At 51.4% G+C, this 20,593-nt stretch carries 23 protein-coding genes; 1 reads left to right on the forward strand and 22 read right to left on the reverse strand.

The features are described from left to right. Nucleotides 1–263: 263 nt before the first annotated feature. From V5G20_RS15620 to V5G20_RS15650, 7 genes are all read right to left on the reverse strand, one after another. Nucleotides 264–1,247 carry a biotin--[acetyl-CoA-carboxylase] ligase gene (locus tag V5G20_RS15620; protein WP_024985008.1) on the reverse strand — a complete coding sequence of 328 codons (984 nt, stop codon included), beginning with the start codon at nt 1,245–1,247 and terminating at the stop codon, nt 264–266. Continuing rightward, entirely contained in the window at nt 1,237–2,460 is a 1,224-nt protein-coding gene (locus V5G20_RS15625) for a CCA tRNA nucleotidyltransferase (protein ID WP_024985007.1), read from the reverse strand. Before V5G20_RS15625 ends, V5G20_RS15620 begins: the two co-directional genes overlap by 11 nt. A 132-nt stretch (nt 2,461–2,592) precedes the next feature. Further along, on the reverse strand, nt 2,593–3,714 hold the full coding sequence (gene bshA, locus V5G20_RS15630) for an N-acetyl-alpha-D-glucosaminyl L-malate synthase BshA (protein WP_031933270.1): 1,122 nt from the start codon (nt 3,712–3,714) through the stop codon (nt 2,593–2,595). Between the two features lie 18 nt (nt 3,715–3,732). Continuing rightward, entirely contained in the window at nt 3,733–4,428 is a 696-nt protein-coding gene (gene bshB1 / locus V5G20_RS15635) for a bacillithiol biosynthesis deacetylase BshB1 (RefSeq protein WP_311067562.1), read from the reverse strand. A gap of 5 nt (nt 4,429–4,433) precedes the next feature. Beyond that, nucleotides 4,434–4,835 (reverse strand): methylglyoxal synthase, encoded by a 402-nt coding sequence (locus V5G20_RS15640; protein ID WP_003387049.1) that lies wholly within the window; start codon nt 4,833–4,835, stop codon nt 4,434–4,436. 51 nt (nt 4,836–4,886) lie between these two features. Next, entirely contained in the window at nt 4,887–5,639 is a 753-nt protein-coding gene (dapB, locus tag V5G20_RS15645) for a 4-hydroxy-tetrahydrodipicolinate reductase (RefSeq protein WP_024985006.1), read from the reverse strand. Continuing rightward, on the reverse strand, nt 5,639–5,980 hold the full coding sequence (locus tag V5G20_RS15650; protein WP_003387052.1) for a nucleotide pyrophosphohydrolase: 342 nt from the start codon (nt 5,978–5,980) through the stop codon (nt 5,639–5,641). The genes dapB and V5G20_RS15650 overlap by 1 nt, the downstream gene beginning before the upstream one ends. A 332-nt stretch (nt 5,981–6,312) precedes the next feature. Here V5G20_RS15650 and V5G20_RS15655 point away from each other — a divergent pair, with 332 nt between their 5' ends. After that, nucleotides 6,313–7,170: a YitT family protein gene (locus tag V5G20_RS15655; protein WP_003387053.1), complete on the forward strand. Its 858-nt coding sequence runs from the start codon at nt 6,313–6,315 to the stop codon at nt 7,168–7,170. Between the two features lie 144 nt (nt 7,171–7,314). Here V5G20_RS15655 and V5G20_RS15660 read toward each other — a convergent pair whose 3' ends face one another. The 15 genes from V5G20_RS15660 to hisC form a co-directional block, all read right to left on the reverse strand. Next, nucleotides 7,315–8,130, reverse strand: coding sequence for a sporulation protein YpjB (locus tag V5G20_RS15660; protein ID WP_031933269.1), 816 nt, complete (start codon nt 8,128–8,130; stop codon nt 7,315–7,317). Between the two features lie 48 nt (nt 8,131–8,178). Then, entirely contained in the window at nt 8,179–8,778 is a 600-nt protein-coding gene (locus V5G20_RS15665) for a DUF1405 domain-containing protein (RefSeq protein WP_003387055.1), read from the reverse strand. Between the two features lie 74 nt (nt 8,779–8,852). Next, a complete protein-coding gene (locus V5G20_RS15670; RefSeq protein ID WP_003387056.1) occupies nt 8,853–9,650 on the reverse strand; it encodes a menaquinol-cytochrome c reductase cytochrome b/c subunit in 798 nt (265 codons plus the stop codon). Nucleotides 9,651–9,676: 26 nt separating this feature from the next. Next, complete coding sequence (qcrB, locus tag V5G20_RS15675; protein ID WP_003387057.1) at nt 9,677–10,348, reverse strand: menaquinol-cytochrome c reductase cytochrome b subunit; 672 nt, start codon at nt 10,346–10,348, stop codon at nt 9,677–9,679. Between the two features lies 1 nt (nt 10,349). Continuing rightward, on the reverse strand, nt 10,350–10,868 hold the full coding sequence (locus tag V5G20_RS15680) for a ubiquinol-cytochrome c reductase iron-sulfur subunit (protein WP_003387058.1): 519 nt from the start codon (nt 10,866–10,868) through the stop codon (nt 10,350–10,352). A gap of 229 nt (nt 10,869–11,097) precedes the next feature. Then, nucleotides 11,098–11,505 carry a DUF2487 family protein gene (locus V5G20_RS15685; protein ID WP_003387059.1) on the reverse strand — a complete coding sequence of 136 codons (408 nt, stop codon included), beginning with the start codon at nt 11,503–11,505 and terminating at the stop codon, nt 11,098–11,100. Between the two features lie 81 nt (nt 11,506–11,586). Beyond that, nucleotides 11,587–11,802 carry an IDEAL domain-containing protein gene (locus V5G20_RS15690; RefSeq protein WP_003387061.1) on the reverse strand — a complete coding sequence of 72 codons (216 nt, stop codon included), beginning with the start codon at nt 11,800–11,802 and terminating at the stop codon, nt 11,587–11,589. A gap of 9 nt (nt 11,803–11,811) precedes the next feature. Next, a complete protein-coding gene (locus tag V5G20_RS15695) occupies nt 11,812–12,927 on the reverse strand; it encodes a hypothetical protein (protein WP_024985003.1) in 1,116 nt (371 codons plus the stop codon). Between the two features lie 118 nt (nt 12,928–13,045). After that, a complete protein-coding gene (locus V5G20_RS15700; RefSeq protein ID WP_172921101.1) occupies nt 13,046–13,984 on the reverse strand; it encodes a tetratricopeptide repeat protein in 939 nt (312 codons plus the stop codon). A 120-nt stretch (nt 13,985–14,104) separates the two neighbouring features. After that, on the reverse strand, nt 14,105–14,734 hold the full coding sequence (locus V5G20_RS15705) for a zf-HC2 domain-containing protein (protein ID WP_231504352.1): 630 nt from the start codon (nt 14,732–14,734) through the stop codon (nt 14,105–14,107). Nucleotides 14,735–14,748: 14 nt separating this feature from the next. After that, nucleotides 14,749–15,339, reverse strand: coding sequence for an RNA polymerase sigma factor (locus V5G20_RS15710; protein WP_003387065.1), 591 nt, complete (start codon nt 15,337–15,339; stop codon nt 14,749–14,751). 147 nt (nt 15,340–15,486) lie between these two features. After that, nucleotides 15,487–16,608 (reverse strand): amidohydrolase family protein, encoded by a 1,122-nt coding sequence (locus V5G20_RS15715; protein ID WP_338461247.1) that lies wholly within the window; start codon nt 16,606–16,608, stop codon nt 15,487–15,489. A 315-nt stretch (nt 16,609–16,923) separates the two neighbouring features. Beyond that, nucleotides 16,924–18,204 carry a 3-phosphoshikimate 1-carboxyvinyltransferase gene (gene aroA, locus V5G20_RS15720; RefSeq protein WP_003387067.1) on the reverse strand — a complete coding sequence of 427 codons (1,281 nt, stop codon included), beginning with the start codon at nt 18,202–18,204 and terminating at the stop codon, nt 16,924–16,926. Between the two features lie 114 nt (nt 18,205–18,318). Continuing rightward, the gene (locus tag V5G20_RS15725; RefSeq protein WP_024985000.1) at nt 18,319–19,419 is read right to left on the reverse strand and encodes a prephenate dehydrogenase; all 1,101 of its coding nucleotides are present in this window, start codon (nt 19,417–19,419) and stop codon (nt 18,319–18,321) included. Between the two features lie 70 nt (nt 19,420–19,489). Continuing rightward, the gene (gene hisC / locus V5G20_RS15730) at nt 19,490–20,584 is read right to left on the reverse strand and encodes a histidinol-phosphate transaminase (protein ID WP_003387069.1); all 1,095 of its coding nucleotides are present in this window, start codon (nt 20,582–20,584) and stop codon (nt 19,490–19,492) included. Between the last annotated feature and the right edge of the window lie 9 nt (nt 20,585–20,593).

Genomic DNA, 20,593 nt, shown 5'->3' on the forward strand with positions numbered 1-20,593 from the left:
CTCTCTCCCACCTCTACATGCGCCCTTTCCCGTGAGACCAGTACGGAAACAAAAAAACCTTCTCGCCGATAAAGGGAGAAGGTTGTCCACGCAAATACCTGGCAACATCATCAATGTCGCCGGATTCCTTCTGTCTCGGTCCACACAGGCTCTGAGCAGATTGTTGTCCATAGCATTACACAGAATGAAAAGAAAAACCCCACATACGGGAGTGCCGGTCGGAAACCCGATACAGCCTCCACTCATGGAGTATATCAAAAGAATCAGGAATTTGCACCATAATTGACGTCTGCCGAGTACACCTTGTGCCTCTTTCCAGTAGCGTCTTCCAGGATCAGCACGCCTTCCTCGTCCAGGCCAATCGCCCTTCCTTCGAGCGTATGCTGAATCGTGCTCACGGTAATCCATTTGCCGATCGTATAGGAGTGCTGCTCCCATTCCGATTTGACCCGCTCAAAGCCCTCCCGCAAATAGTGATCGTATTCCCGCTCAAAATTCTCGCAAAAGCGCTGGATGAAAGCGACCCGCTTGATCGGCTTGCCCGATTCGATGCGAAGGGAAGTCGCGATCGAGGACAGCTCCGGCGGGACGTCCTTTTGCTCGAGATTGGCGTTGATCCCCATTCCGATCACCAGGTAGTTGACGCGGTCCGACTCTGCATTCAATTCCGTCAAAACTCCGCTGACCTTCTTGTCGCCGATAAAAAGATCATTGGGCCACTTTATTTTGATGTCAACGCCGGTTTCTTCCCACATCGTCTTGGCCAACGCTACCGCGGTCAACAGCGTCATTTGCGGAGTTTTGGGCAGCGGAATTTCGGGTCTGATGATCAGACTCATCCAGATACCGGTCCCCCTCGGAGAATGCCAGGGGCGGCCAAGTCGTCCCTTTCCGCCCGTTTGCTGCTCCGCGATCACTAGTGTTCCCTCAGGCGCACCTTTGGCGGCAGCCTCGTGCGCCAATGGCTGCGTCGAGAGAACGGTGTCATACGCCAGAACCTGCTGGCCGATCCGATAGGTGCTGAGTCCGGCTCTGATCTCCTCCGCTGAAAGGCGGTCGGGTGCAGCGATCAAGCGATAGCCTGATTTCCGCAGAGCCTCAAACTCATACCCGTCCTTGCGCAGCTCCTCGATATGCTTCCAGATCGCTGTACGCGAGCATCCACAGGTCTGACTCAGCTCCTCCCCGGAGATGAACTCCCCGGGTTTTTCATGAAATGCCTTGATAATCTCTTGCTTAATATTCATGACGGGCAACCTCTTTCTTCGCTTCCTCAAGCAATGCCTCCGGCGTATTCGCCAAACCGTAAAATGCCGTCTGCTCCCACAGATGCTGCAGCATGTGCTGTACCCATTGGCCGGGCTTTTTGTCCAGCAACGTATACAGTTGCTTTCCGTTCAAGGCCAATTCCTGCACCGATTTGACAGGCATTTTTTCGCAGGTATCTTCCAATGATTTTTTCAAATCAAGAGCCGGCATGTTTTTCCATACGGCCTCAAGAAGATTCGACAGCTCCAGACAGAACGGCAAACCCGTTTGCAAGAGCAGGGGCCTCCAGTCGATCACAGTTGGTTCATCCCATTTCGGCTTCAATTGCGTAATATGCTGGACAAAGGAACAGACCGCTTCTGTCTCCCGTTTTGACAGCTTCAGCTCATGGCAAACGCCTCTTGCCTGATCGGGGTCAAGCCCGGCCGCATACATCAGCAATGCCCATTTTTGCGGAAGGTTCGCAAGGAAAGGCAATCGCGAGACATACTCCTGTCTCACCGAGAAAAGGCGCTGCAGCAAAGGTGATGTGTGCAGTGCTGCCGTCTCCGCCAAAAGCCTTGCCCCTACCTCCGGCGCTGGACTGTCCATGATTTTATGCAGTTCATCACGAACTCGCTCCATCGCGATATGGGACAGCAGAAAAGAGGTTTCGCTCATGGCTGCAAGAGTTGCGGGCTCGATCTGAAAGTGTAATTGTGCGGCAAAGCGAACAGCCCGCAAAATACGAAGCGCATCCTCCCGAAAGCGTTGAACCGGTATGCCTACCGCGCGAATCAGACCGTTTTCCAGATCAGCCTTGCCCTGAAGGGGGTCTTTCAAACAGCCATTCCGATCCATGGCAATGGCATTCATCGTAAAGTCCCTTCGCTCCAAATCGATTCGCAGCTCCGAGACAAAACTGACTTCGCTCGGCCTGCGAAAATCTTCATACCTTCCTTCAGTGCGATAGGTCGTCACTTCATAGAGCGAGCCGTCCAGCTTGACAGAAACAGTCCCATGCTTGAGTCCTGTCGGCACATGGTCGGGGAACAAGCGCATCACGTCGCCTGGATGGGCATTGGTACATATGTCTATATCATGCACAGGTCTATTCAGCAGCCAGTCACGGACGCAACCGCCGACGAAATAAGCCTCGTACCCGTTTTCCTCCAGTATTTTCAAAATGATTTCTGCCTGTTTCTTTCCCACACGTTACACTCCGTTTTCGTCCGCCCTGGTTAGTAGGAGGCGTAGTTGATGAAATTTCTCATGGGTTTATTTATTATGATTTCGAAGCTGTTTCAGCTTGCAAAAAGCAGTCCGGTCCGTTCCGTCCATAAATCAAGATTGATTGATTAATTGCAGATAGAGCGACTCGTACTCCGAAGCGATCTTGTCGTGACAAAATGTTTCACATGAGCGCTCGATGCTGCTCCGGGAAAAGCGGGCGTACAATTCTTCATCCTGCAGTAAACGCAGCGTCTGTTCAGCCATTCCAGCCACATCTCCGATTGGGCGGAGAAACCCGCACACGCCGTCCAACACGACTTCCGGCAAGCCGCCAGCCAGTGTAGCGACCACAGGTACGCCACATGCCATCGCTTCCAAGGCTACGAGTCCAAAGCTCTCTTTTTCGGAAGGAAGCAGCATCACATCCGCCATCGAGATGACTTCGGCAACATCCTCCTGCTTCCCGAGGAAATGAACGTCTCCCTCCAGGCCTTTTTCAACGATTTTCTGGCGTACCATGCTCAGATCAGGCCCTTCTCCGATCAACAGCAGCTTTGCCGGCATCTGATCCCGGACCCTTGCGAAGACTTCAATCACGTCCTGTGAACGCTTGACCGGTCGGAAGTTGGAAATATGCATGATAATTTTCTCGCCGTTCGGGGCAAATACCCGCTTGATTTCGCTTACTTCCTTGGGGTAGTACCGGCGCTTGTCGACGAAGTTATACACAGGGACAATGTCTTTCTCCACGTGAAGCAATTCTTTTGTCTGGCGTATCAAATCATGGGATACCGCCGTGACCATGTCGCTTTGTTCGATCCCAAAGCGGATCAGGCTGCTCAAGCTCGAATCGTAACCGAGCACCGTGATATCGGTCCCGTGCAAAGTCGTGACGATTTTAAGCTGCTCGCCCACCATCTGTTTGGCCAGATAGGCACAGAGAGCATGCGGTACGGCGTAGTGAACATGCAGAACGTCCAGCTTCTCGTTCTTTGCCACTTGTGCCATGCGGTTCGCCAGCGTCAGATCATAGGGCGGATATTTGAAGACGTCGTAATGACTGACCTCTACCTCGTGATAAAAAATGTTGGGGTGAAACTTCCCGAGGCGAAACGGCATGCTTGATGTAATGAAATGCACCTGATGCCCGCGTTCGGCAAGAAGCTTCCCCAGCTCTGTCGCCACAACGCCAGAACCTCCCAGTGACGGATAGCAGGTAATTCCGATGTTCATTCTTGATTTCACCTCTGTTTACAAACGATCCAGCACATAGGGTGTGGCGCTGACAAACCCTTCGGCATACATAACACCAGACTGCTGTCCGAATAACCGCTCCCGGTATTCCACTGATTCCAGATAGCCGTTATTCAACGGGGTAGCGACTGTCCCCTCTTCACGTTCAAATTGGCTCCGGTAACAGCGCAGCACATCCATTTTTTCTTTGTAGACAGATGTAATGTCTACAACGACATTTGGTGTCACGGTCGTATTGATAAAGTAGTACAACAGTTTTTCCGGACGATAAGCAGGAAGCGACAGGCCAGCCGGGTACTTGCGGATTCCCGCGGAAAACACGGCTTCGCGGACGATTCTGCTCACGCTTTCGTGATCGGGATGCCGGTCCTTCCAATAAGGAGCGAGCACAACGCGCGGTTTGATCTGCCGAATCAAATCGACCGTCCGGCTGATAGCCTCTTCCTTTACAGCTTCCAGGCCGCGGTCAGGCAACCCGAAATTGTACCTTGTAATTCCCCCTAAAGCCCGGTCTGCCGCCGCTGCTTCCTGCTGCCTGCGCTCTACGGTCCCATTGGAAGAGAGCTCTGCATAGGTCAAGTCCAGGATTCCGACACGCTCTCCTCGTTTTGTGGCGAGCAGCAAGGTTCCTGCGGCGCCTATTTCCACGTCATCGGGATGCGCTCCGATTGCCAGGATATCTACACGATCCATGCGTTTCACTCCTTGTGAACAATTTCCCGCCAGCTAAGCTCACCGCGTTCCAGAGCTTTCAATAAGACCTCAGCCGTTCCCAGATTGGTGGCAAACGGGATTTTGTGCACGTCGCAAAGTCTCAGCAAAGCGATAATATCCGGCTCATGAGGCTGAGCCGTCAGCGGGTCGCGCAGGAAGATGATCAGATCCATTTCATTCCGTGCGATCATGGCCCCAATCTGTTGGTCACCACCAAGCGGTCCGGAAAGGAAACGAGTCAGGGTCAAGGAGGTCGCCTCCATGATCCGAAGACCTGTCGTACCGGTTGCATACAGCTCGTGTTCAGATAAAATGCCTTCGTACGCCATGGATAGGTTTACAATCTCTTCTTTCATCCGGTCATGGGCAATCAATGCGATTTTCAATCAGACCTCTCCCTTGTCAGTAGGAATTAAACGATCGTTTAAAAATGCAACCTAGTCGATCAAATGCTCCAGTCCATAGACCAATTGATTGAGGTTCATCACGGCTTTAATGGCCATGTTCACGCCAGGCATGAACGATTCGCGGTTGATCGAATCGTGCCGAATCGAAAGAGTCTGACCAGTCGCTCCAAACAGCACTTCCTGATGAGCCACCATCCCCGGCAAACGAACGCTGTGGATGCGAAAACCATCGTAGTCAGCACCCCTGGCTCCAGCGATTGTTTCTTTCTCTTCCGGATGCCCTTGCTTCATGTTCTCCCGGACAGCAGCGATCATTTCTGCTGTTTTCAATGCGGTTCCGCTTGGTGCATCCAGCTTTTTATCGTGGTGAAGCTCGATAATTTCCACATGCGGCATGTATTTTGCTGCCATCGCCGCGAATTTCATGCACAAAATGGCCCCGATCGCAAAGTTCGGGGCAATAATGGCTCCAAGCCCCGCTTCTTTATAGCGGGCCGTCAAGTCTTCCAATTGCTCCGGAGTAAGCCCGGTCGTCCCGACAACCGGTCTTACATTGTGACGCAAGCACAGCTCCATATGCCGATAAACCGTATGCGGAGTCGTGAAGTCAACCAGCACATCCGGCTTCATCTCTGCCAGCTGCCGCTCAATTACTTCATCACTCACCCTCGTGTCCAATGCTCCAGTATAGACCAGCTCCTGATCCTCGCCAAGCATTTTGACGACTTCTTGTCCCATTCGGCCTTGCGCTCCTGCAACCGCGATACGAATCTGTTTTTCCATCATTCTTCCGTCTCCTCTATTCTTGTCCACCGGTCTTTATCCCGTGTGTTGAACTTATGCATGATACGGTCAAATGCCTCTTGCAGGTCGATGCCGAGCGAATTGGCAAAACAGAGCACAATAAAGAAAACATCACCCAGCTCCTCTTCGACCGTTTTTTCGCCCTCATCCTTTTTCTTTGGCTTTTCGCCGTAAAAATGATTGATCTCCCTTGCCAGCTCGCCCACTTCTTCTGTCATTCGGGCCATCATTGCCAAGGGGGAAAAATAACCTTCTTTAAACTGTGATATGTATTGATCTACTTCTTGCTGGATTTCCTCCAGGGTTTTGCGCTGAGTCATCGGGTCACTCCTTTTGCAGCCTTGATTTGCCATTGCCTTTATCGTAACCGAAACAGGGCCGTTTGCCAAATCTCAATACGCTGCGACTGGCAGCATATGGACATTTCCATCAGCCTTCAATTATAATGGCTGTCGTATACATCAAAGCAACTAGGTATGATAAACAAAGTTTCGCCAGTATGAAGGAGGCACCCGAAGGGCACGGGATCTGGCTGCGCATGGATGCTTATTCGAGGCAGTTTCGCCAGTTTAAGGAGGCACCCGAAGGGCACGGGATCTGGCTGCGCATGGATGCTTATTCGAGGCAGTTTCGCCAGTTTAAGGAGGACTTTATGAAAATTCGGTTGACAAGCATTATTGCCATCATCATTGGTTCTGCCATCATGGGGTTTGGCATTAACGCCTTTAATATTCCCAATAACCTGGCAGAAGGCGGAATCACAGGGATCAGTATCTTGATCAAGCTGCTTTTCCCGAGCGTCGACCAAGGTATTGTGTTTTTCTTGCTGAACATTCCCCTGTTCATCCTCGGCTGGAAGGTTTTGGGGCGGACTGCTTTCATCTATACCATTTTGGGAACTGTCTCGTTATCCGTTTTTCTCTCCTTGTTTGAAGGTGTCTACCCGATGCCGATGCAGGACCGCCTGCTCGCCTCCCTGTTTGCCGGGGTTGCTGTAGGTGTCGGACTGGGGATCATTTTCCGATACGACGGAACGACGGGTGGAGTCGACATCATTGCCCGATTGCTGCAAAAATACATGGGAATTAGCATGGGACGTACACTCTTTTTCGGAGATATTCTCGTCATCGGAGCATCCCTTGTCTATTTGAATGTGGAAAGCGCGATGTACACGCTGGTGGCGGTATTTATCGCTGCGCGAGTGATCGACTTTTTTCAGGATGGAGCGTATGCCGGAAAAGCGCTCACCATCATTTCCGATCACGCAGACGACATTGCCAAACAAATTCTTGACCTTGGCCGCGGCGTAACACTTTTGGCGGGAAAAGGGGCATTCTCCGGCGCAGAAAAGCAAGTCGTCTATGTCGTCGTTAGCCGAAATGAGGTAATGCGCTACAAAAGCATCGTACAGGGCATCGATCCTCACGCGTTTGTGATCGTCAATGATGTTCATGAGGTGCTTGGCGAAGGCTTTACATTGGACGAAAACAAGCAGCCTATACGGAGTTAACGATTTAAGCCAATCAACGGGAAAACACCTCGGGATTTTTTCATCTCGAGGTGTTTTTTTCGGGAAAGTATAAAAGCCTAATAAGAAGAAAAAGAGGACAGGCATAAGGCGGTTAGCTTCAACATCTATCTCCTCCACGCTATGCTACGATACCGTCCGGAACTGTCCCTGATACTTTTTCCACGCTACGTAGGCCAAGGTCATCAAAACAGCCGCTACGATGCTGAAAATCAAACCAAATGGCGATTCGCTGCTGATCAGGTAGGCAATCGTGCTCTTGTCTTCGCCGATAAAAGCTTCCTGCATGCTGGTTTGCAGTTCCCGCAGAGCGCTCCGGATTTGATTCCATTCGATTTTGCTGTTCCTCATTTCCTTGGAGATGGCGTCATATGCCGAATCGATTTTCTTTAGCTGTTGTTCGGGAAGATGGATCGTCATCGCTGGTCTGATCACGTGATACAACCGAGAGTTTTCTTCGAATTGTTCGCGAAAATGAGCGTAATCACGCTTGACCGCAGATTCCAACAAATCCTGCAGCTGTGCAGAAACGGACGTGTAATAGCCCCTCCACATCGGCTGATGATCATGTGTCAGCGCGTCGATAACGACTCGTACACGAGTAGCATGCTCCAGCAGTTGCTGCTCATCGAGCGCCGTGTTGTTCAAGCCGTTCCTGGCAGCAAGAATTGATTGCGTGACCGCATTCAAGCTTTCGATTCTCAGCGTTTCCGGCAGCTGCAGATGAGGGAACTGCTCTGCCAGCATCCGGACCCGCTGCCGGGCCGACTCCAGGTCCCCTTTTCGTGCTGCGTCCAACATCTGGTGAGCTATGTCATCCAATGCGGCAAGCTGCTTTTCCTCCGCCGGCCGCTCAAGGTTCGTCAGTAATGAATGAATCGGCCACGATAAGAGCAAGCCGATCACCAGGAAGAACAGCAGGAACCGGATGTTCTTCTTCACACAAAAACCCTCCTTCCCTTAGTACAACCTATGGAAAGGAGGACATGTTTAGACCTTGTTTCTGCCGAATCGCATATTGGCAAACCAAATAATCGAGATCGAAACGATACTGAGAAGCACTGTACAAAAACCGATGATACCCGTATAGGGATCGAGCACGGCAGGCAGCCACGGATGAATATCCATCACATAATCGAGGAAATCATTGTTCAATGTCCATAGTGCAGCAATTCCTACAGGAAGCCAGCTCAATTTATAAAAACGAGCATACAACACGGACTCGGCGGCCATTCCTGTATGAGAAACCAACAGCATAATATCGGTTCCGCGAATGGGATTCCCCATCATCCAGCCGGCAATGATAATCGCTACCGCCCATATGCCGTATTTAAAATTGGTAATGCCAGCGAGGGCTTCCAAAACAGGAATGTGGCGTCCGAGCAAATACGTTAGCAACACCAGGGTAAACAAACCACTGCCTGTCGGGCTGTCCGGGACGAACAAGCGAAGATACGCCGGTGTGTCAGCTAATTGATTGCCGTACCAGATGAATCCATAAATGGTTCCTAGCAAGTTTACGACAAACAGGGTCCAGAGAAACCACCTTTTCCCTAATGACTGCCAAAACCACTCCCATAACAAGCTCATGAAAATCGTCTCCCGCTATGTTCGCCGCTAAAGAAAAAGCTGACCGAACGACAGTCAGCTTTTTCTTTATAGGCTTATTTCAAGGATGCCAGGTACTCTGCAAGTTTTTGGATCTCTGCCTCGTCCTGAATCAGGCCGCCAGGCATCTGTCCTTTACCGTTCTTGATGACTTCTGCAATCTGTGCAGCGTCGAGCTGGCTACCGATCTTTTGCAGATTCGGTCCGAGTGCGCCTTCCATGTTTTTGCCGTGGCAACCCATGCAACCCGTTTGTGCTGTCCAGAGAGGATCTGGCTTGAAGCTTGGGTCGGCTGGTGCTGCAGGAGCAGCAGCGCCGGAGCCACCGCCGTGTCCGCCGCTTCCGCCCTTGCTGGAGGCATGGTTCAGAGAGTGCTCATGGTCAGCTGCCCAAGTCAGGTAAAAGATACCAACCAACGCTGTCAGCATCAGGCCTGTCGCAACAGGACGACGAGACGGACGGCGGTCTTTACCAGTGTCCAGCCAAGGTGCCAGCATCAAAGCACCGAACGCAATACCTGGGATGACAACTGTTCCGAGGACGACCCAGTCCCCTGCAGCCCAAGGATACTTGAGCAATTGGTACAGGAACAAGAAGTACCAGTCAGGCAGCGGGATGAACGAAGTGTCGTTCGGGTTTGCCAGATCGGTCAAAGGCGATGGGTGTGAAACCGTTAACACCAGGAAACCGACCAAACAAACAGCTGCGACCATCCATTCTTTCAGCAGGAAGTTCGGCCAAAACGGCTCGGATTTTCCCGGAAAATCCGAATAAGATGGGGCAATATTCGGGATGCGCTTCGCCGATATTCGGGAGTCTCCGACGAAGGTAGCATCTTTGTCCTGTTTTGCCATGCTAATACCTCCTTAGTATCGAAAACTTATAGTGGGCCCGAAATACCTTGCACCCGAATCATAACGAAGTGAGCTCCCAACAGTCCAAGCAGTGCGCCTGGGAGGAAGAACACGTGAATCGCGAAGAAGCGAGAAAGCGTCGTCGCCCCTACGATGTCCCCACCGGTCAGCAGCGTCTTCAAATAAGGTCCGATCAGGGGAACAGAGTTTGCGATCTCCAGACCTACCTTTGTTGCGAAGTACGCAGTGTTATCCCAAGGAAGCAGGTAACCGGTGAAACCGAGGCCGAGCATTACGAAAAAGATCAGAACGCCCACTACCCAGTTCAGTTCGCGTGGACGCTTGTAGGAACCGGTAAAGAATACGCGCAATGTATGTAGGAACATCATTACGATCACCAAGCTGGCTCCCCAGTGGTGCATACCGCGAACGATTACGCCAAAGGCTACTTCGTTCTGCAGGTATTTTACCGATTCGTACGCGTTGATAATATCTGGTACATAGTACATGGTCAAGAACATACCAGACAGAATTTGAATGACTGTAATAAAGAACGTAAGGCCACCAAAGCAGTAAACAAATGCAGAGAAATGGTGAGCAGGGTTTACGTGCTCCGGTACTTCATGGTCGGCCAAATCCCGCCACATCGGAGTAATGTTTAAGCGTTCATCGACCCAGTCATACATTTTTTGCAACATGTTAGCCACTCACCCCCGGACGTGGATTTGGTTTCAGTTTGCCCAGATAGAGCTTGCCGTCTTTTACTTCCGTCTCGTATTCATCGAGGGATGCTGTCGGCGGTGTACCCAGAATGTGTGCCCCTTCAATGTCATAGCGTCCAAGGTGGCACGGGCAGAAATACTCGTTTGGATGATTCGGGTCGGTATTCCAGTTGACCGTGCAACCCAAGTGCTTACAGATTGGGGACAGAGCGAGAATCTCACCCTTCTCATTCTTGGTTACCCATGCAGACAAGGTCGATTCGGATTCATACCAACCGTCCTTGGTATGTACCTTAAATTCCACAAGCTTTGGCTCTGGACCAAAATCATCGACACTACCAACAGCTACTGTATCTCCACCCGCATGGCCCTTGAGCAAGGGGTCGACCGCAAAACGGATCATAGGTGTGATCATACCCGCAGCAAGGAACCCGCCAGTTCCCATAAGTGCGTAGTTTAGAAATGTTCGCCTGGAAATTTCTCTGTTATCGCCCATCTCTTTTTCCCTCCTTATCCTGTAGAATCGCACAACGATGGCGTTTTCAATACATATACACTAGGTCAATCCCAATCATAGCTAACGCCTAAAAAGATGTCAAGAATGTCCAATAGACATGCCGCATGGCAATCGCGCAAGTAGAAGAGATTGTTACCATTTTGTCAAATATGGCATATTGCTTCTCTGATTTTCCTAGTGTCTCCAAAAATATCAAGCATTAATGCCTCTATTTCTCCTGCCACATGCGGATGACTTCCTGAGTCAAAATGTCGACCGTAACCTCGAACCGGAGGGGGGAATCGAGGTCCTCATCGCCAACTGTCAGCCTGCGCGCTTCTTGACCGAGCAGCTTGATATCATCTCCGCTGAACTGAAGCAGGATGCAATGCTGAAAGCCCTCGGGAAACTGCTGCGGGATCGGTTCGTGCCCAAATTGGTAGCAGAGTGGAAACAGAAGCACTCTCCCCTTCAACTTCTGCTCAATCGAGGCTGCCACATTTAACAGATAACTCGTTCTCATCACATGATCCACGAGCTTTGTGTCCGGACGGTACAAATAAAGAGGGAGCAGCGCAGTATCCACGAAGGGCTGCAACTCCTCCCACTTTTCCATTTCCTGTATGTTCCATTGCATATGCCGTCTCCTCTTTCCTGTTTTTTTCTGGAGACTAGCGTATCACGAAATCCGCAGCTCTAGCAATTGTCCTTTCCCAAACTACGTGGCTTCGTAAGCCATGATTTCACGCAGCTCGTTCGTCAAGACGAGGAAGCGCTCCTTGTCCTTTTCCGCTAAAGCTTCGTCAATTTCCTGGTACAGCGTTCTCTTCCGGTACAGCCGCACTTGCTCGTCGATCAGCATTTCGGAAAGCAAACCGGATACTTGCTGATTGTTCGTTCCATATGTATTCGAATAAAAATTTGGCCACTCCATGCACATCCCTCACTTCAATAAAATGGTAGATTCTGTGAATCCATTGTATTTGCGAAGCCAAGATTGGCTGGCGTACGTCCCGGAGTAAATCCACTCTTCACCCGACTGGCCGACGCGAATCAAGCCAAGGTGAACCATCATTTTTAAAATCCGATTCACCAGAATATTGTTCGGATCATCATAGTAAAAAGCGCGAATCCAGGGAAGAAGACTTCTCGCAAGAGCCGTCTGGGTGACCCAGCCGCTTGCTGCCATCATCGGTATCAGTTGGACGAGCATGGGCAGATTCGGTATGGCACGCTTGTACAGCCTCATCCAGAAGCGGATGACTTCGTGATACAATGCGTCACTATACGGTTTCTGCAATTGTTCATTGCCCGCTTCCGTGAGTGATACCTGACCCGGAATCTCTTCGATCCACCTCTGGTAGTAGCAAAAATCGTAGATGAGAGAAAACCTGTCCGGATACAGATCAAAATGCAGACCGTAGCCAAAGCGCCAGCGCTCCGGCGTGAGCGGCTCCTCCTTCACCTGCAAAAATTGAAGCACCTGCTGCTGATACCGTTTGTACATCCCGCCTTCTGCAGTCAATGGGACGGGCTCCCGCTGAAGAAATCGCAAAAATTGCATGATATCGTCAACAAGGGCCGTGCCTTCATCCCGATACGCATCCGGCTCCAAAACGAATGCATTTTCGTCCTTCTGCCATTTTTGCAGCCAAGTGTGAAGAAGCGGCTCTCTGATGTCCAGCGGCACCTGGTACTGTCCGATCGTCCTGCTTTTTGCCGGAAAAATCCAGCCGCGCTTCATCGCTTTCGCTACGTATTTGCGGGCCTCCTCCTGCTTGCCTTCCTTCTTCGCATCCAAAGCTACGCCGGCCTTTGCGAGAAGGTCCTCCAGAGACATCTCCGTGCGCTTGTCCAAGAACAGGAGCAGAAAAAAATGCGTCTCTTCCGGCGACAGCTGTTCGATCTCGCGGGAGATTGTCTGCTTATGGCGCAAGTTGGCCAGCAACGTAGTGATCAATTCGTTTTTTGAGTGAGGATTGCATTCACAGCCGTAATGGTCGGCCATCTGATTGAGCTGCCGGATGTCGGTGTAGACTAAAATCTCTGCCAAGTTCATCTGGGCATCCCTTCCTTAACGAAGGCTTTTGTTACCCACCATTCTTGTCCAATTTCCGGCAAAATAAACAGGAAGCCACAATAGTGACTTCCCTAGGAAACAAGCAATTTGCCCGCATTTACTCTTCGTCTACATTCCAAGCATCGAGCAGCTTCTGGTATTCTTTTGCGTCCTCATAGCGTCCGGATTGCGTCAACAGGGCGACCAGCCTGCGGATTTGATCGAGATCGAAGCCCGACAGCTCCACGTATTGCTCAAGCGCTTCGATCGATTTTTCCGTTTTCCCCATGGAGAGGAAAATGTCAGCCGCCAACGGATACCCGGCGACGTACTCTTCATCCAGCGCGAGCAATCTTCCCACATAATCAGCTGCCTCTTCGACATTGCCCGTATGAAAAGCCATCAGGGCACAGCCGTACAGAATCTCTGCGCTTTGCTCCTGTTCGAGAGCATGCTGGTACAGATGATAAGCCTGCTCAAAGTCTCCATTCTGAGCCAGAACGCGGGACTTCGAGAGGAGCAGCTCCACACTTTGCTCCCCGGCCTGTTCCAGCGCTTTCATCGCTTCATCATCTTTGCCGATCTGGAAGTACATGTTCCCAAGCGCCGTGAGAATTTCCTTGTTGTCAGGTTCCTTCTGGCGCGCCTGTTCCAGGTACTTGATGGCGACCTCATCCAGCCCTTGCATGGCGTACAGATCAGTCAGCAATAGGTCCAGCCGCAGGTTCTCATAGCCGGACTCCTTCAATTCGTACAAGATGTGCTGCGCCGCTTCAAAATCGTTCCCATCCAGCGCAATTTCCACAAGGAGCAGCTGGCACTCCCGTCGCAGCGGCGGATCAAGCTCAGGATTTGCCTTCATGACCTCTGCAAGCAATTCCGCCGCTTCATCCAGATGGCCCAATCGATACCACACCTCCGCCAGATACAGCATCACTTCCGGCAAATCCTTGCCATGCTCCTGAACCTTTTGGAGCGCTTGCAGCCCTAGCTCCACTTCATCGTTCTCAATCCGCTTGATCGCTTCGTCGATCACATACAGCCACTGTTTCGTCATTTTTGTTCACCTCATCTATAGGGTGGCATTTCTTATGTACAAGCTTTATATCAAAACAAGCTGCAAAAGACCGTCCGAAGACGGTCTTCCCAAATAGGACGATACTATAAAGATAAACCATTAAGCCCGCGTAAACCAGCTCATTGTCAAAACGGTTACCAAAATGCCAAACACACTGAGGACGACGGCGTAATTTGGGCTTTCATACTCGCTGGCTCCCTGCTTTCCGTCCATCGGTACAATAGAGGCCGTCGCATTGGCAAGCGGCTGTCCTTCAGAGACTAACTGATCCGATTCGACGATATATGTACCGTCTTCGGTCTGCATGGAGGAGGTCACGACTTGCGCCTGTTTGCCCATCGCCAAAACCTCGCCGCCGATCAAAAGAGAGTTTGCCTGTTCTGCATTGCTTGTGTTTACATACAACGTAAACGTACAAAGCATCAACAAAACGACAGCGGCGCACGCACCGATGCGACGCATTCTCGCTGTAACCGAAAACACCTTTCGGCCAAACGGAATCGCCCACTTCTCTTCTGACAGAATACGCGCCATGACCGCATCCACGATCGACTTGGTGGGCGCAATGGAATGGTACCGCTCTTTGTCAGTCTCCATCCACTCGCTGCTGTCCTTCCACAGTTCGTAATCTGAGCGACAGGAAGAACATGCAGCCAAATGATGATCGACACGCCGCCGCGTTACATCGGGCAGTTGTCCATCTGCGTAATCCGGCAACTTATCTTGCACATCTTCACATCTCATCATCGATTCATCCCTTCAGCTTCATCCAAATGAGGGTCCAGGATGTAGGCTTCCAATTGAGTCTTGATGCTCTGCCGCGCTCGAAACAGCAAAGATTTCACTGAACTCACTGTCAAATCGAGGATCACGGCTATCTCATTGTAGTCCATTTGCTCGTATTCCCGCAAAATCAGGGCGGAGCGCTGTTTTTCAGGCAAATTGTTAATCGCCTGGCGAACGAGATGCTCCCGCTCGTTGCGAAGCAGCACTTGCTCCGGCAAGCGTTCAAACGAAGCCAACGGCACCTGCAAAGTATCTTCGAGATACACATCCGAATTCCGGCTCTTGCGCAGCTCGCTCAATACGGAATTGCGGGCTATGGTGTAGAGCCAGGTAGAAAAGGTCGCTTCTACATCACGGAACGAATGAATGCTCTTGTACGCCTTGTAAAAAGTCTCCTGGCATAAATCCTCTGCCACATGCTCCAGATGTGCCTGACGGAGCAGATGCGTGATAAATGCAAGAATCTTTTTTTCATACCGACGTATCAACTCGGCATAGCATTCGAGATTACCTTCTTTTATTTCGCGGATAAGCTGGGAATCGGTCATGATCAGGATTACCTCCTTGCGATTCCGATCCCTCCGCAGTCTTTGTATGTTTAGACTGCCAGGGATGTAAAAAGTTGCGCTGACCTGACAAATCTTTTTCTCGTCAGGTACCCGGAATCCTTTACGAAAAAACCCCCAAATCTGGGGTCACATGACAAAATTGTATGGCTTGATGTCCAGATGGCATCGTCCCATGCCTATGTTTGCGGCAAATTGCTGCTCGGCAAAAATCCACTTTCCGTTCGACATAACAGATGTTGGAAGGCGGATTTCGCTAAAATTGAGAATAGTGTAAAGATCAAATTTTGTCAACCATTGTTCTTTTTTCACGAATAAAAGATCTGCGTCAGCACCGGGAATGATGCACCCTTTGCGTGGGTAAAGCCCCAATGCCTTGGCGGTATTTGTCGAACAGAGCTTGACGAGTAAGCGGAGCAATTCCGCATCCAGCCACTTCGTACGCCTCAGATCTACCTGGACGCTGTCCAGCGAAGCCATTACGGAAAGCGAGCGGAAAGGATGCTCGGCCAGAAAACGGAGCGCATGATCTGCGGTCATCCCCTTTACTTGATACACATGGTAGAAATCATCAAATGACTCCAAAGCCTGTGCCCAATCGGCCTTGACCCATGTGCGAATCTGCCAGAAGCGGCAGCGCCTGAGCCATTGCCTGTGCATATTTCGCTTTTCCTCCCGTGAAATAGCGGAATCGTCCGGTATGTGCAAAGTTAGTAGCACCCTATAAGACGTAAGTATCGGGGAAAACGTTTCCCATTCCAGACGGTTAATTTCTTCCTGCTTGCGAACGGTCACCCTGATCGACCTGTATCCTTCCAAGCAAAGCTGCCGAACCAGTCCATGCGCCATTTGGCTGGCGGAGACCTCCACCACCATCGTATAGTCGATGACATTGTTGAAATGAATGGCAGCCTGATACCGCCATTGATCGGATTTTTTCCAAGGATCTACGTGCAGCACATCGGTCATGCAGGTGTAGCCGTTTGCTGCCAAAGAACGGACGGCATGCAGATATTCTTCCAAGCTTCTGATTTTCGCATAGGATTTATCGAGCAAGGCAAGAAAGCCCGGCAAAATGTACATTCCGGAGGCATCCCACTCTTCAAGCGGCTGGTCGGTATCTCTGTACACCCGTAACAGATCCTTGGCCACCCGTTTGATTTTCCCGTCCTCTATCCAAATGTCTGCTTCGACAATACCGCTCGCGGTTACAACAGTTCCATTTCGAATAACCAGTTCGTTCATTGCCATAGCTCGTCCCTCCTCCATCCGCAGATGGACGCTCTTCCAGTACGAGCATATGCATGGGTGGAGGAAAAAAGGACAAAAAAAAAAGCCACCGTCAATGTAAGCGCATTCAAACGGCGGCAGCACATCTGTGCTTTATTATATTGGATAGGAGTGGAGAGAAACCATACTGTACCTTTATTATATCTGAATGTAAGCGCTTGTCAAACACTTTTTACCTATTTTTCTGTCCATTCTTTTCGAGGCTTATCCCGTCTTCACTAGTCAAAAAACGAACCCGCGATCAGCACGGGTTCGTCTCGTTGTTTCATCGTTTCGCTATTTACTGATGCTCTGGAGAACGTCAGGAAAGCCAGGGAATGAAACCAAAATGGCGTCGTCATTCTCGATCAGCGTTTCCCCTTCTGCTGCCAGCCCTGCGATCGCCATGGCCATTCCGATCCGATGATCGCCAAAGCTGTCGATGACTGCACCCTTCAGCGGAGTTGGTCCCTCGATAATCATGCCATCCTCCGTCGCGATGATCTTTGCTCCCAGCTTTGACAGTTCGCTCACAACAGTGGCAATTCTGTCCGTTTCTTTTACTTTTAACTCCTCCGCGTCCTTGATGACGGTGCGTCCGCCAGCTTGCGTCGCCATTACAGCAATAACGGGGATTTCATCGATCAGCCGGGGGATGATGTCGCCGCTGATCTCGATTCCTTGCAGCTCGGAATAGGTCACGAGCAGGTCTGCGACCGGCTCTTCATTGACCACTCGTTCGTTGATCCGCTCAATTTTTCCGCCCATTCTGTCTACGACATCCAAAATTCCGGTGCGGCTTGGGTTGATCCCCACATTTTCGATCAGCAGAGAGCTGCCCGGCACCATCATCACTGCCGCAATCATGTAGGCTGCAGAGGAAATGTCTCCTGGGACCTGAATGGCTCTCCCCTTCAATTTCTGCCCGCCTTCAATTGAAACGGTCAAGCCGTCGCGGACGAGCTTGACGCCGAACGCTTGCAGCATTCTCTCCGTGTGATCTCGGGATAGATGCGGCTCGGTCACACTCGTAACGCCGTTTGCCTGCATGCCGGCGAGCAAAATCGCCGATTTGATTTGGGCACTGGCCACAGGGGATTGATACGATATCCCTTGCAGCTCCCCTCCACGTATGGAGAGCGGCGTGTATTCCCCATCCTTTCGCCCATCGATTTTTGCCCCCATCTGGCGGAGCGGTCCGATTACTCTGCGCATCGGGCGTTTCGCGATGGATTCGTCCCCTTCCATCACACTGTGAAACGGTTGGGTAGCGAGAATGCCGGCCATCAACCGAATGGTCGTACCGGAGTTTCCTACGTCGAGGTGCTGGGAAGGCTCCTGCAGTCCGTACCAGCCCTGGCCGTGAACGGTGACCCGGTCCTTGTCCTGCTCAATCTCTATGCCCATCTTGCGAAAACAGCTGATCGTGCTCAAACAATCGGCACCCGGGAGGAAGCCTTCAATACTTGTTGTTCCTTCTGCCAGCGCGCCAAACATGACGGCGCGATGGGAAATCGATTTATCTCCTGGTACTCGAACGGTTCCGTTGATCTGACTTGCTCGTTGAACGCGCAGCACAGTGACTCTCCCCTTTTTTCTCTGTATTTCTACGTATCGTAGCTATATTCTGTCCACGCACGTGCATTCGCACAGCAAAGCGTCTATCCCCCAAAGCGGGATCGTATGAGCAAACTACTCCCGTCTGTATACGTTATATCCGAAGTAACAGAGCAGCTCTTCGCCCTTTTCCAATTCGAGCTGACTGCGAAACGTTATCCGCAGGACACCGAGTATATCTTCGCGGGTTTCCCGAATCTGGAGATTGGTGATGTTGATGTTTTTCGCGCCAAGCAAAGTCGTAATCCGGCCGATTTCCCCCGGATGGTCCGGGATATCGATATACAAGTCGTACAGCGGAGGCATTGCTCCCTTTTTTCTTTCGGGAAGGCCGTCTCGGAAATCTCGGGCGGTCCGGAAGAAATGCTCGATCTGTTCGGCATCTCCTTCTTTTACAAGCCCCATGACATTATCCAGCGCTTTCGCCCAATCCTCGGCAATGCGCAGGAGGTGCTCCCTGTTGTTCAGCAGAACATCCCGCCACATCCTCGGGTTGCTTGATGCGATCCTCGTAATGTCGCGAAAGCCGCCAGCAGCCAAGCGATGGTGCCACGGATTGCTGTCGTCGTAGCTGGCGACGAGATTCACCAGAGCCGACGCCAAAATATGCGGGAAGTGGCTGACCGAACCGACAACCTGATCGTGTTCATCCGGGTCCATGCGAATCACTTTGGCTCGTGTCAAAGCAAGCAAGCTGGCCAATTTCTCCACCTGATCCTCCGGAACATCAGATGCCGGAGTCAACACGTAATAGGCATTTTCAAACAGCCGGTCAGACGCCGCCTCGACCCCCGACTTGTGCGATCCCGCCATCGGGTGCCCGCCGATGAAGGTGACTTCTCTTGGCATTTTCTCCCGTGCGTAGCGGACAATGCCGGATTTTGTGCTCCCCACATCCGTGACGATGACTCCCGGCTGCAGGGACAAGGACGGAAGCCTGTCCAATGTAGCGTAAATTTGCTCCACCGGTGCAGCGATAAAAATAATGTTTGCTTCTCTGACGGCGGTCTGCAGATCAGTCGTTCCGGCGTGTATGACACCGGAAGTAAGCGCCTTGTCCAGGCACTCCTGGCGCACGTCGAAGCCGACGACACTCACCTGCGGGTCCTGGCGCAGCGAAAGCGCGATGGACCCGCCGATCAAACCGACCCCGATAATTGCGATGGTGGTCTTCATCTCCACACTCTATCCTCTCTGTGTATGTCTAGACAAAAATGCCGGATGCTGAACACCGGCATTCTTGCATTTATTTTCCTGCTCCCACGACGATATTGGCCAAAGCCTGCAATACCTTTTCGTTTTGCTCTGCCGTTCCCACTGTGATGCGCTGATATCCCGGAAAGCCGAGCGCCTTGCCGGAGCGAACGATGATTCCCTGCTGCAGAAGTTGTTTGAACACTTCATCGGAATCGAGGTTCAGATTGACCAGGACGAAGTTCGTTTGAGACGGGTAGTAGGACAATCCCCACTCGTCAAACCGGTCTGTGAGCTGCTTCAAGCCTTCCCGGTTTCGTCTGCTGCATTCCTTGACGAACTCCTGGTCTTTCAACGCAGCGCGAGCGGCAGCCTGGCCAAGCGAGCTGGTGTTGAACGGTTCGCGGACGTGGTCCAAATGGCTGATGATCTCTTCGGATGCGATACCATAGCCGACACGCAGCGTAGCCAGACCGTAAATCTTGGAGAAAGTGCGAAGAATGATCAGGTTTGGATACTGTGCGAGCATCGGGATGGTCTGCGGATACGCTTCGTCCACGACATACTCGTAGTACGCTTCATCCATCACAACGAGGACGTCTTTTGGCACCTTCTTCAGAAACGCCTCCAGCTCGGACGTGCCGACAATCGTTCCGGACGGATTGTTCGGGTTGCACACCCAGACTACCCTCGTCTGCCCGTTGATCGCGGACGCCATGGCCTCCAGATCGTGAACGCCGTCTTTCAGCGGCACCTCGATCAGCTCGGCACCCTCCACCATTGCGTTGGAACGGTATTGGGAAAACGTCGGAGTTGCCATTACCGTATTGGTTCCCGGTTCCAGATAAGCCCGGGAAATCATCAGAACAATCTCATCCGATCCGTTTCCAAACATCAGCTGCTCTGGCTTTACACCGAGGAAGTCTGCCAGATCCCAGCGAAGCTGGAGACTTGCTCCGTCCGGGTAGAGTGCGAGCGAATCCAACTGCGCTGCAATCGCTTCTTTGGCCTTGGGTGAACAGCCGTAAGGATTTTCGTTGGACGCCAGTTTGATAACTTCTGTCAAGCCGAACTCTCTTTTCACATCATCGATCGGCTTTCCCGGCTGGTAAACCGGGGCGCTGAGAATACGCTGCTTGGGTCGCATCCACACTTC

Source organism: Brevibacillus borstelensis (genome assembly GCF_036700025.1).
GTDB lineage: Bacteria > Bacillota > Bacilli > Brevibacillales > Brevibacillaceae > Brevibacillus > Brevibacillus borstelensis.

Coding starts and splice junctions, on each gene's coding strand:
- V5G20_RS15670 (WP_003387056.1), bottom strand. CDS start 9,650: ATGGCAAAACAGGACAAAGATGCTACCTTCGTCGGAGACTCCCGAATA.
- V5G20_RS15725 (WP_024985000.1), bottom strand. CDS start 19,419: ATGAAGACCACCATCGCAATTATCGGGGTCGGTTTGATCGGCGGGTCC.
- V5G20_RS15695 (WP_024985003.1), bottom strand. CDS start 12,927: ATGAACTTGGCAGAGATTTTAGTCTACACCGACATCCGGCAGCTCAAT.
- V5G20_RS15700 (WP_172921101.1), bottom strand. CDS start 13,984: ATGACGAAACAGTGGCTGTATGTGATCGACGAAGCGATCAAGCGGATT.
- V5G20_RS15715 (WP_338461247.1), bottom strand. CDS start 16,608: ATGGCAATGAACGAACTGGTTATTCGAAATGGAACTGTTGTAACCGCG.
- qcrB (WP_003387057.1), bottom strand. CDS start 10,348: ATGTTGCAAAAAATGTATGACTGGGTCGATGAACGCTTAAACATTACT.
- V5G20_RS15665 (WP_003387055.1), bottom strand. CDS start 8,778: ATGAGCTTGTTATGGGAGTGGTTTTGGCAGTCATTAGGGAAAAGGTGG.
- V5G20_RS15650 (WP_003387052.1), bottom strand. CDS start 5,980: ATGACTCAGCGCAAAACCCTGGAGGAAATCCAGCAAGAAGTAGATCAA.
- V5G20_RS15710 (WP_003387065.1), bottom strand. CDS start 15,339: ATGACCGATTCCCAGCTTATCCGCGAAATAAAAGAAGGTAATCTCGAA.
- V5G20_RS15690 (WP_003387061.1), bottom strand. CDS start 11,802: ATGGAGTGGCCAAATTTTTATTCGAATACATATGGAACGAACAATCAG.
- bshB1 (WP_311067562.1), bottom strand. CDS start 4,428: ATGGATCGTGTAGATATCCTGGCAATCGGAGCGCATCCCGATGACGTG.
- V5G20_RS15620 (WP_024985008.1), bottom strand. CDS start 1,247: ATGAATATTAAGCAAGAGATTATCAAGGCATTTCATGAAAAACCCGGG.
- V5G20_RS15655 (WP_003387053.1), top strand. CDS start 6,313: ATGAAAATTCGGTTGACAAGCATTATTGCCATCATCATTGGTTCTGCC.
- bshA (WP_031933270.1), bottom strand. CDS start 3,714: ATGAACATCGGAATTACCTGCTATCCGTCACTGGGAGGTTCTGGCGTT.
- dapB (WP_024985006.1), bottom strand. CDS start 5,639: ATGGAAAAACAGATTCGTATCGCGGTTGCAGGAGCGCAAGGCCGAATG.
- V5G20_RS15685 (WP_003387059.1), bottom strand. CDS start 11,505: ATGCAATGGAACATACAGGAAATGGAAAAGTGGGAGGAGTTGCAGCCC.
- V5G20_RS15680 (WP_003387058.1), bottom strand. CDS start 10,868: ATGGGCGATAACAGAGAAATTTCCAGGCGAACATTTCTAAACTACGCA.
- hisC (WP_003387069.1), bottom strand. CDS start 20,584: ATGCGACCCAAGCAGCGTATTCTCAGCGCCCCGGTTTACCAGCCGGGA.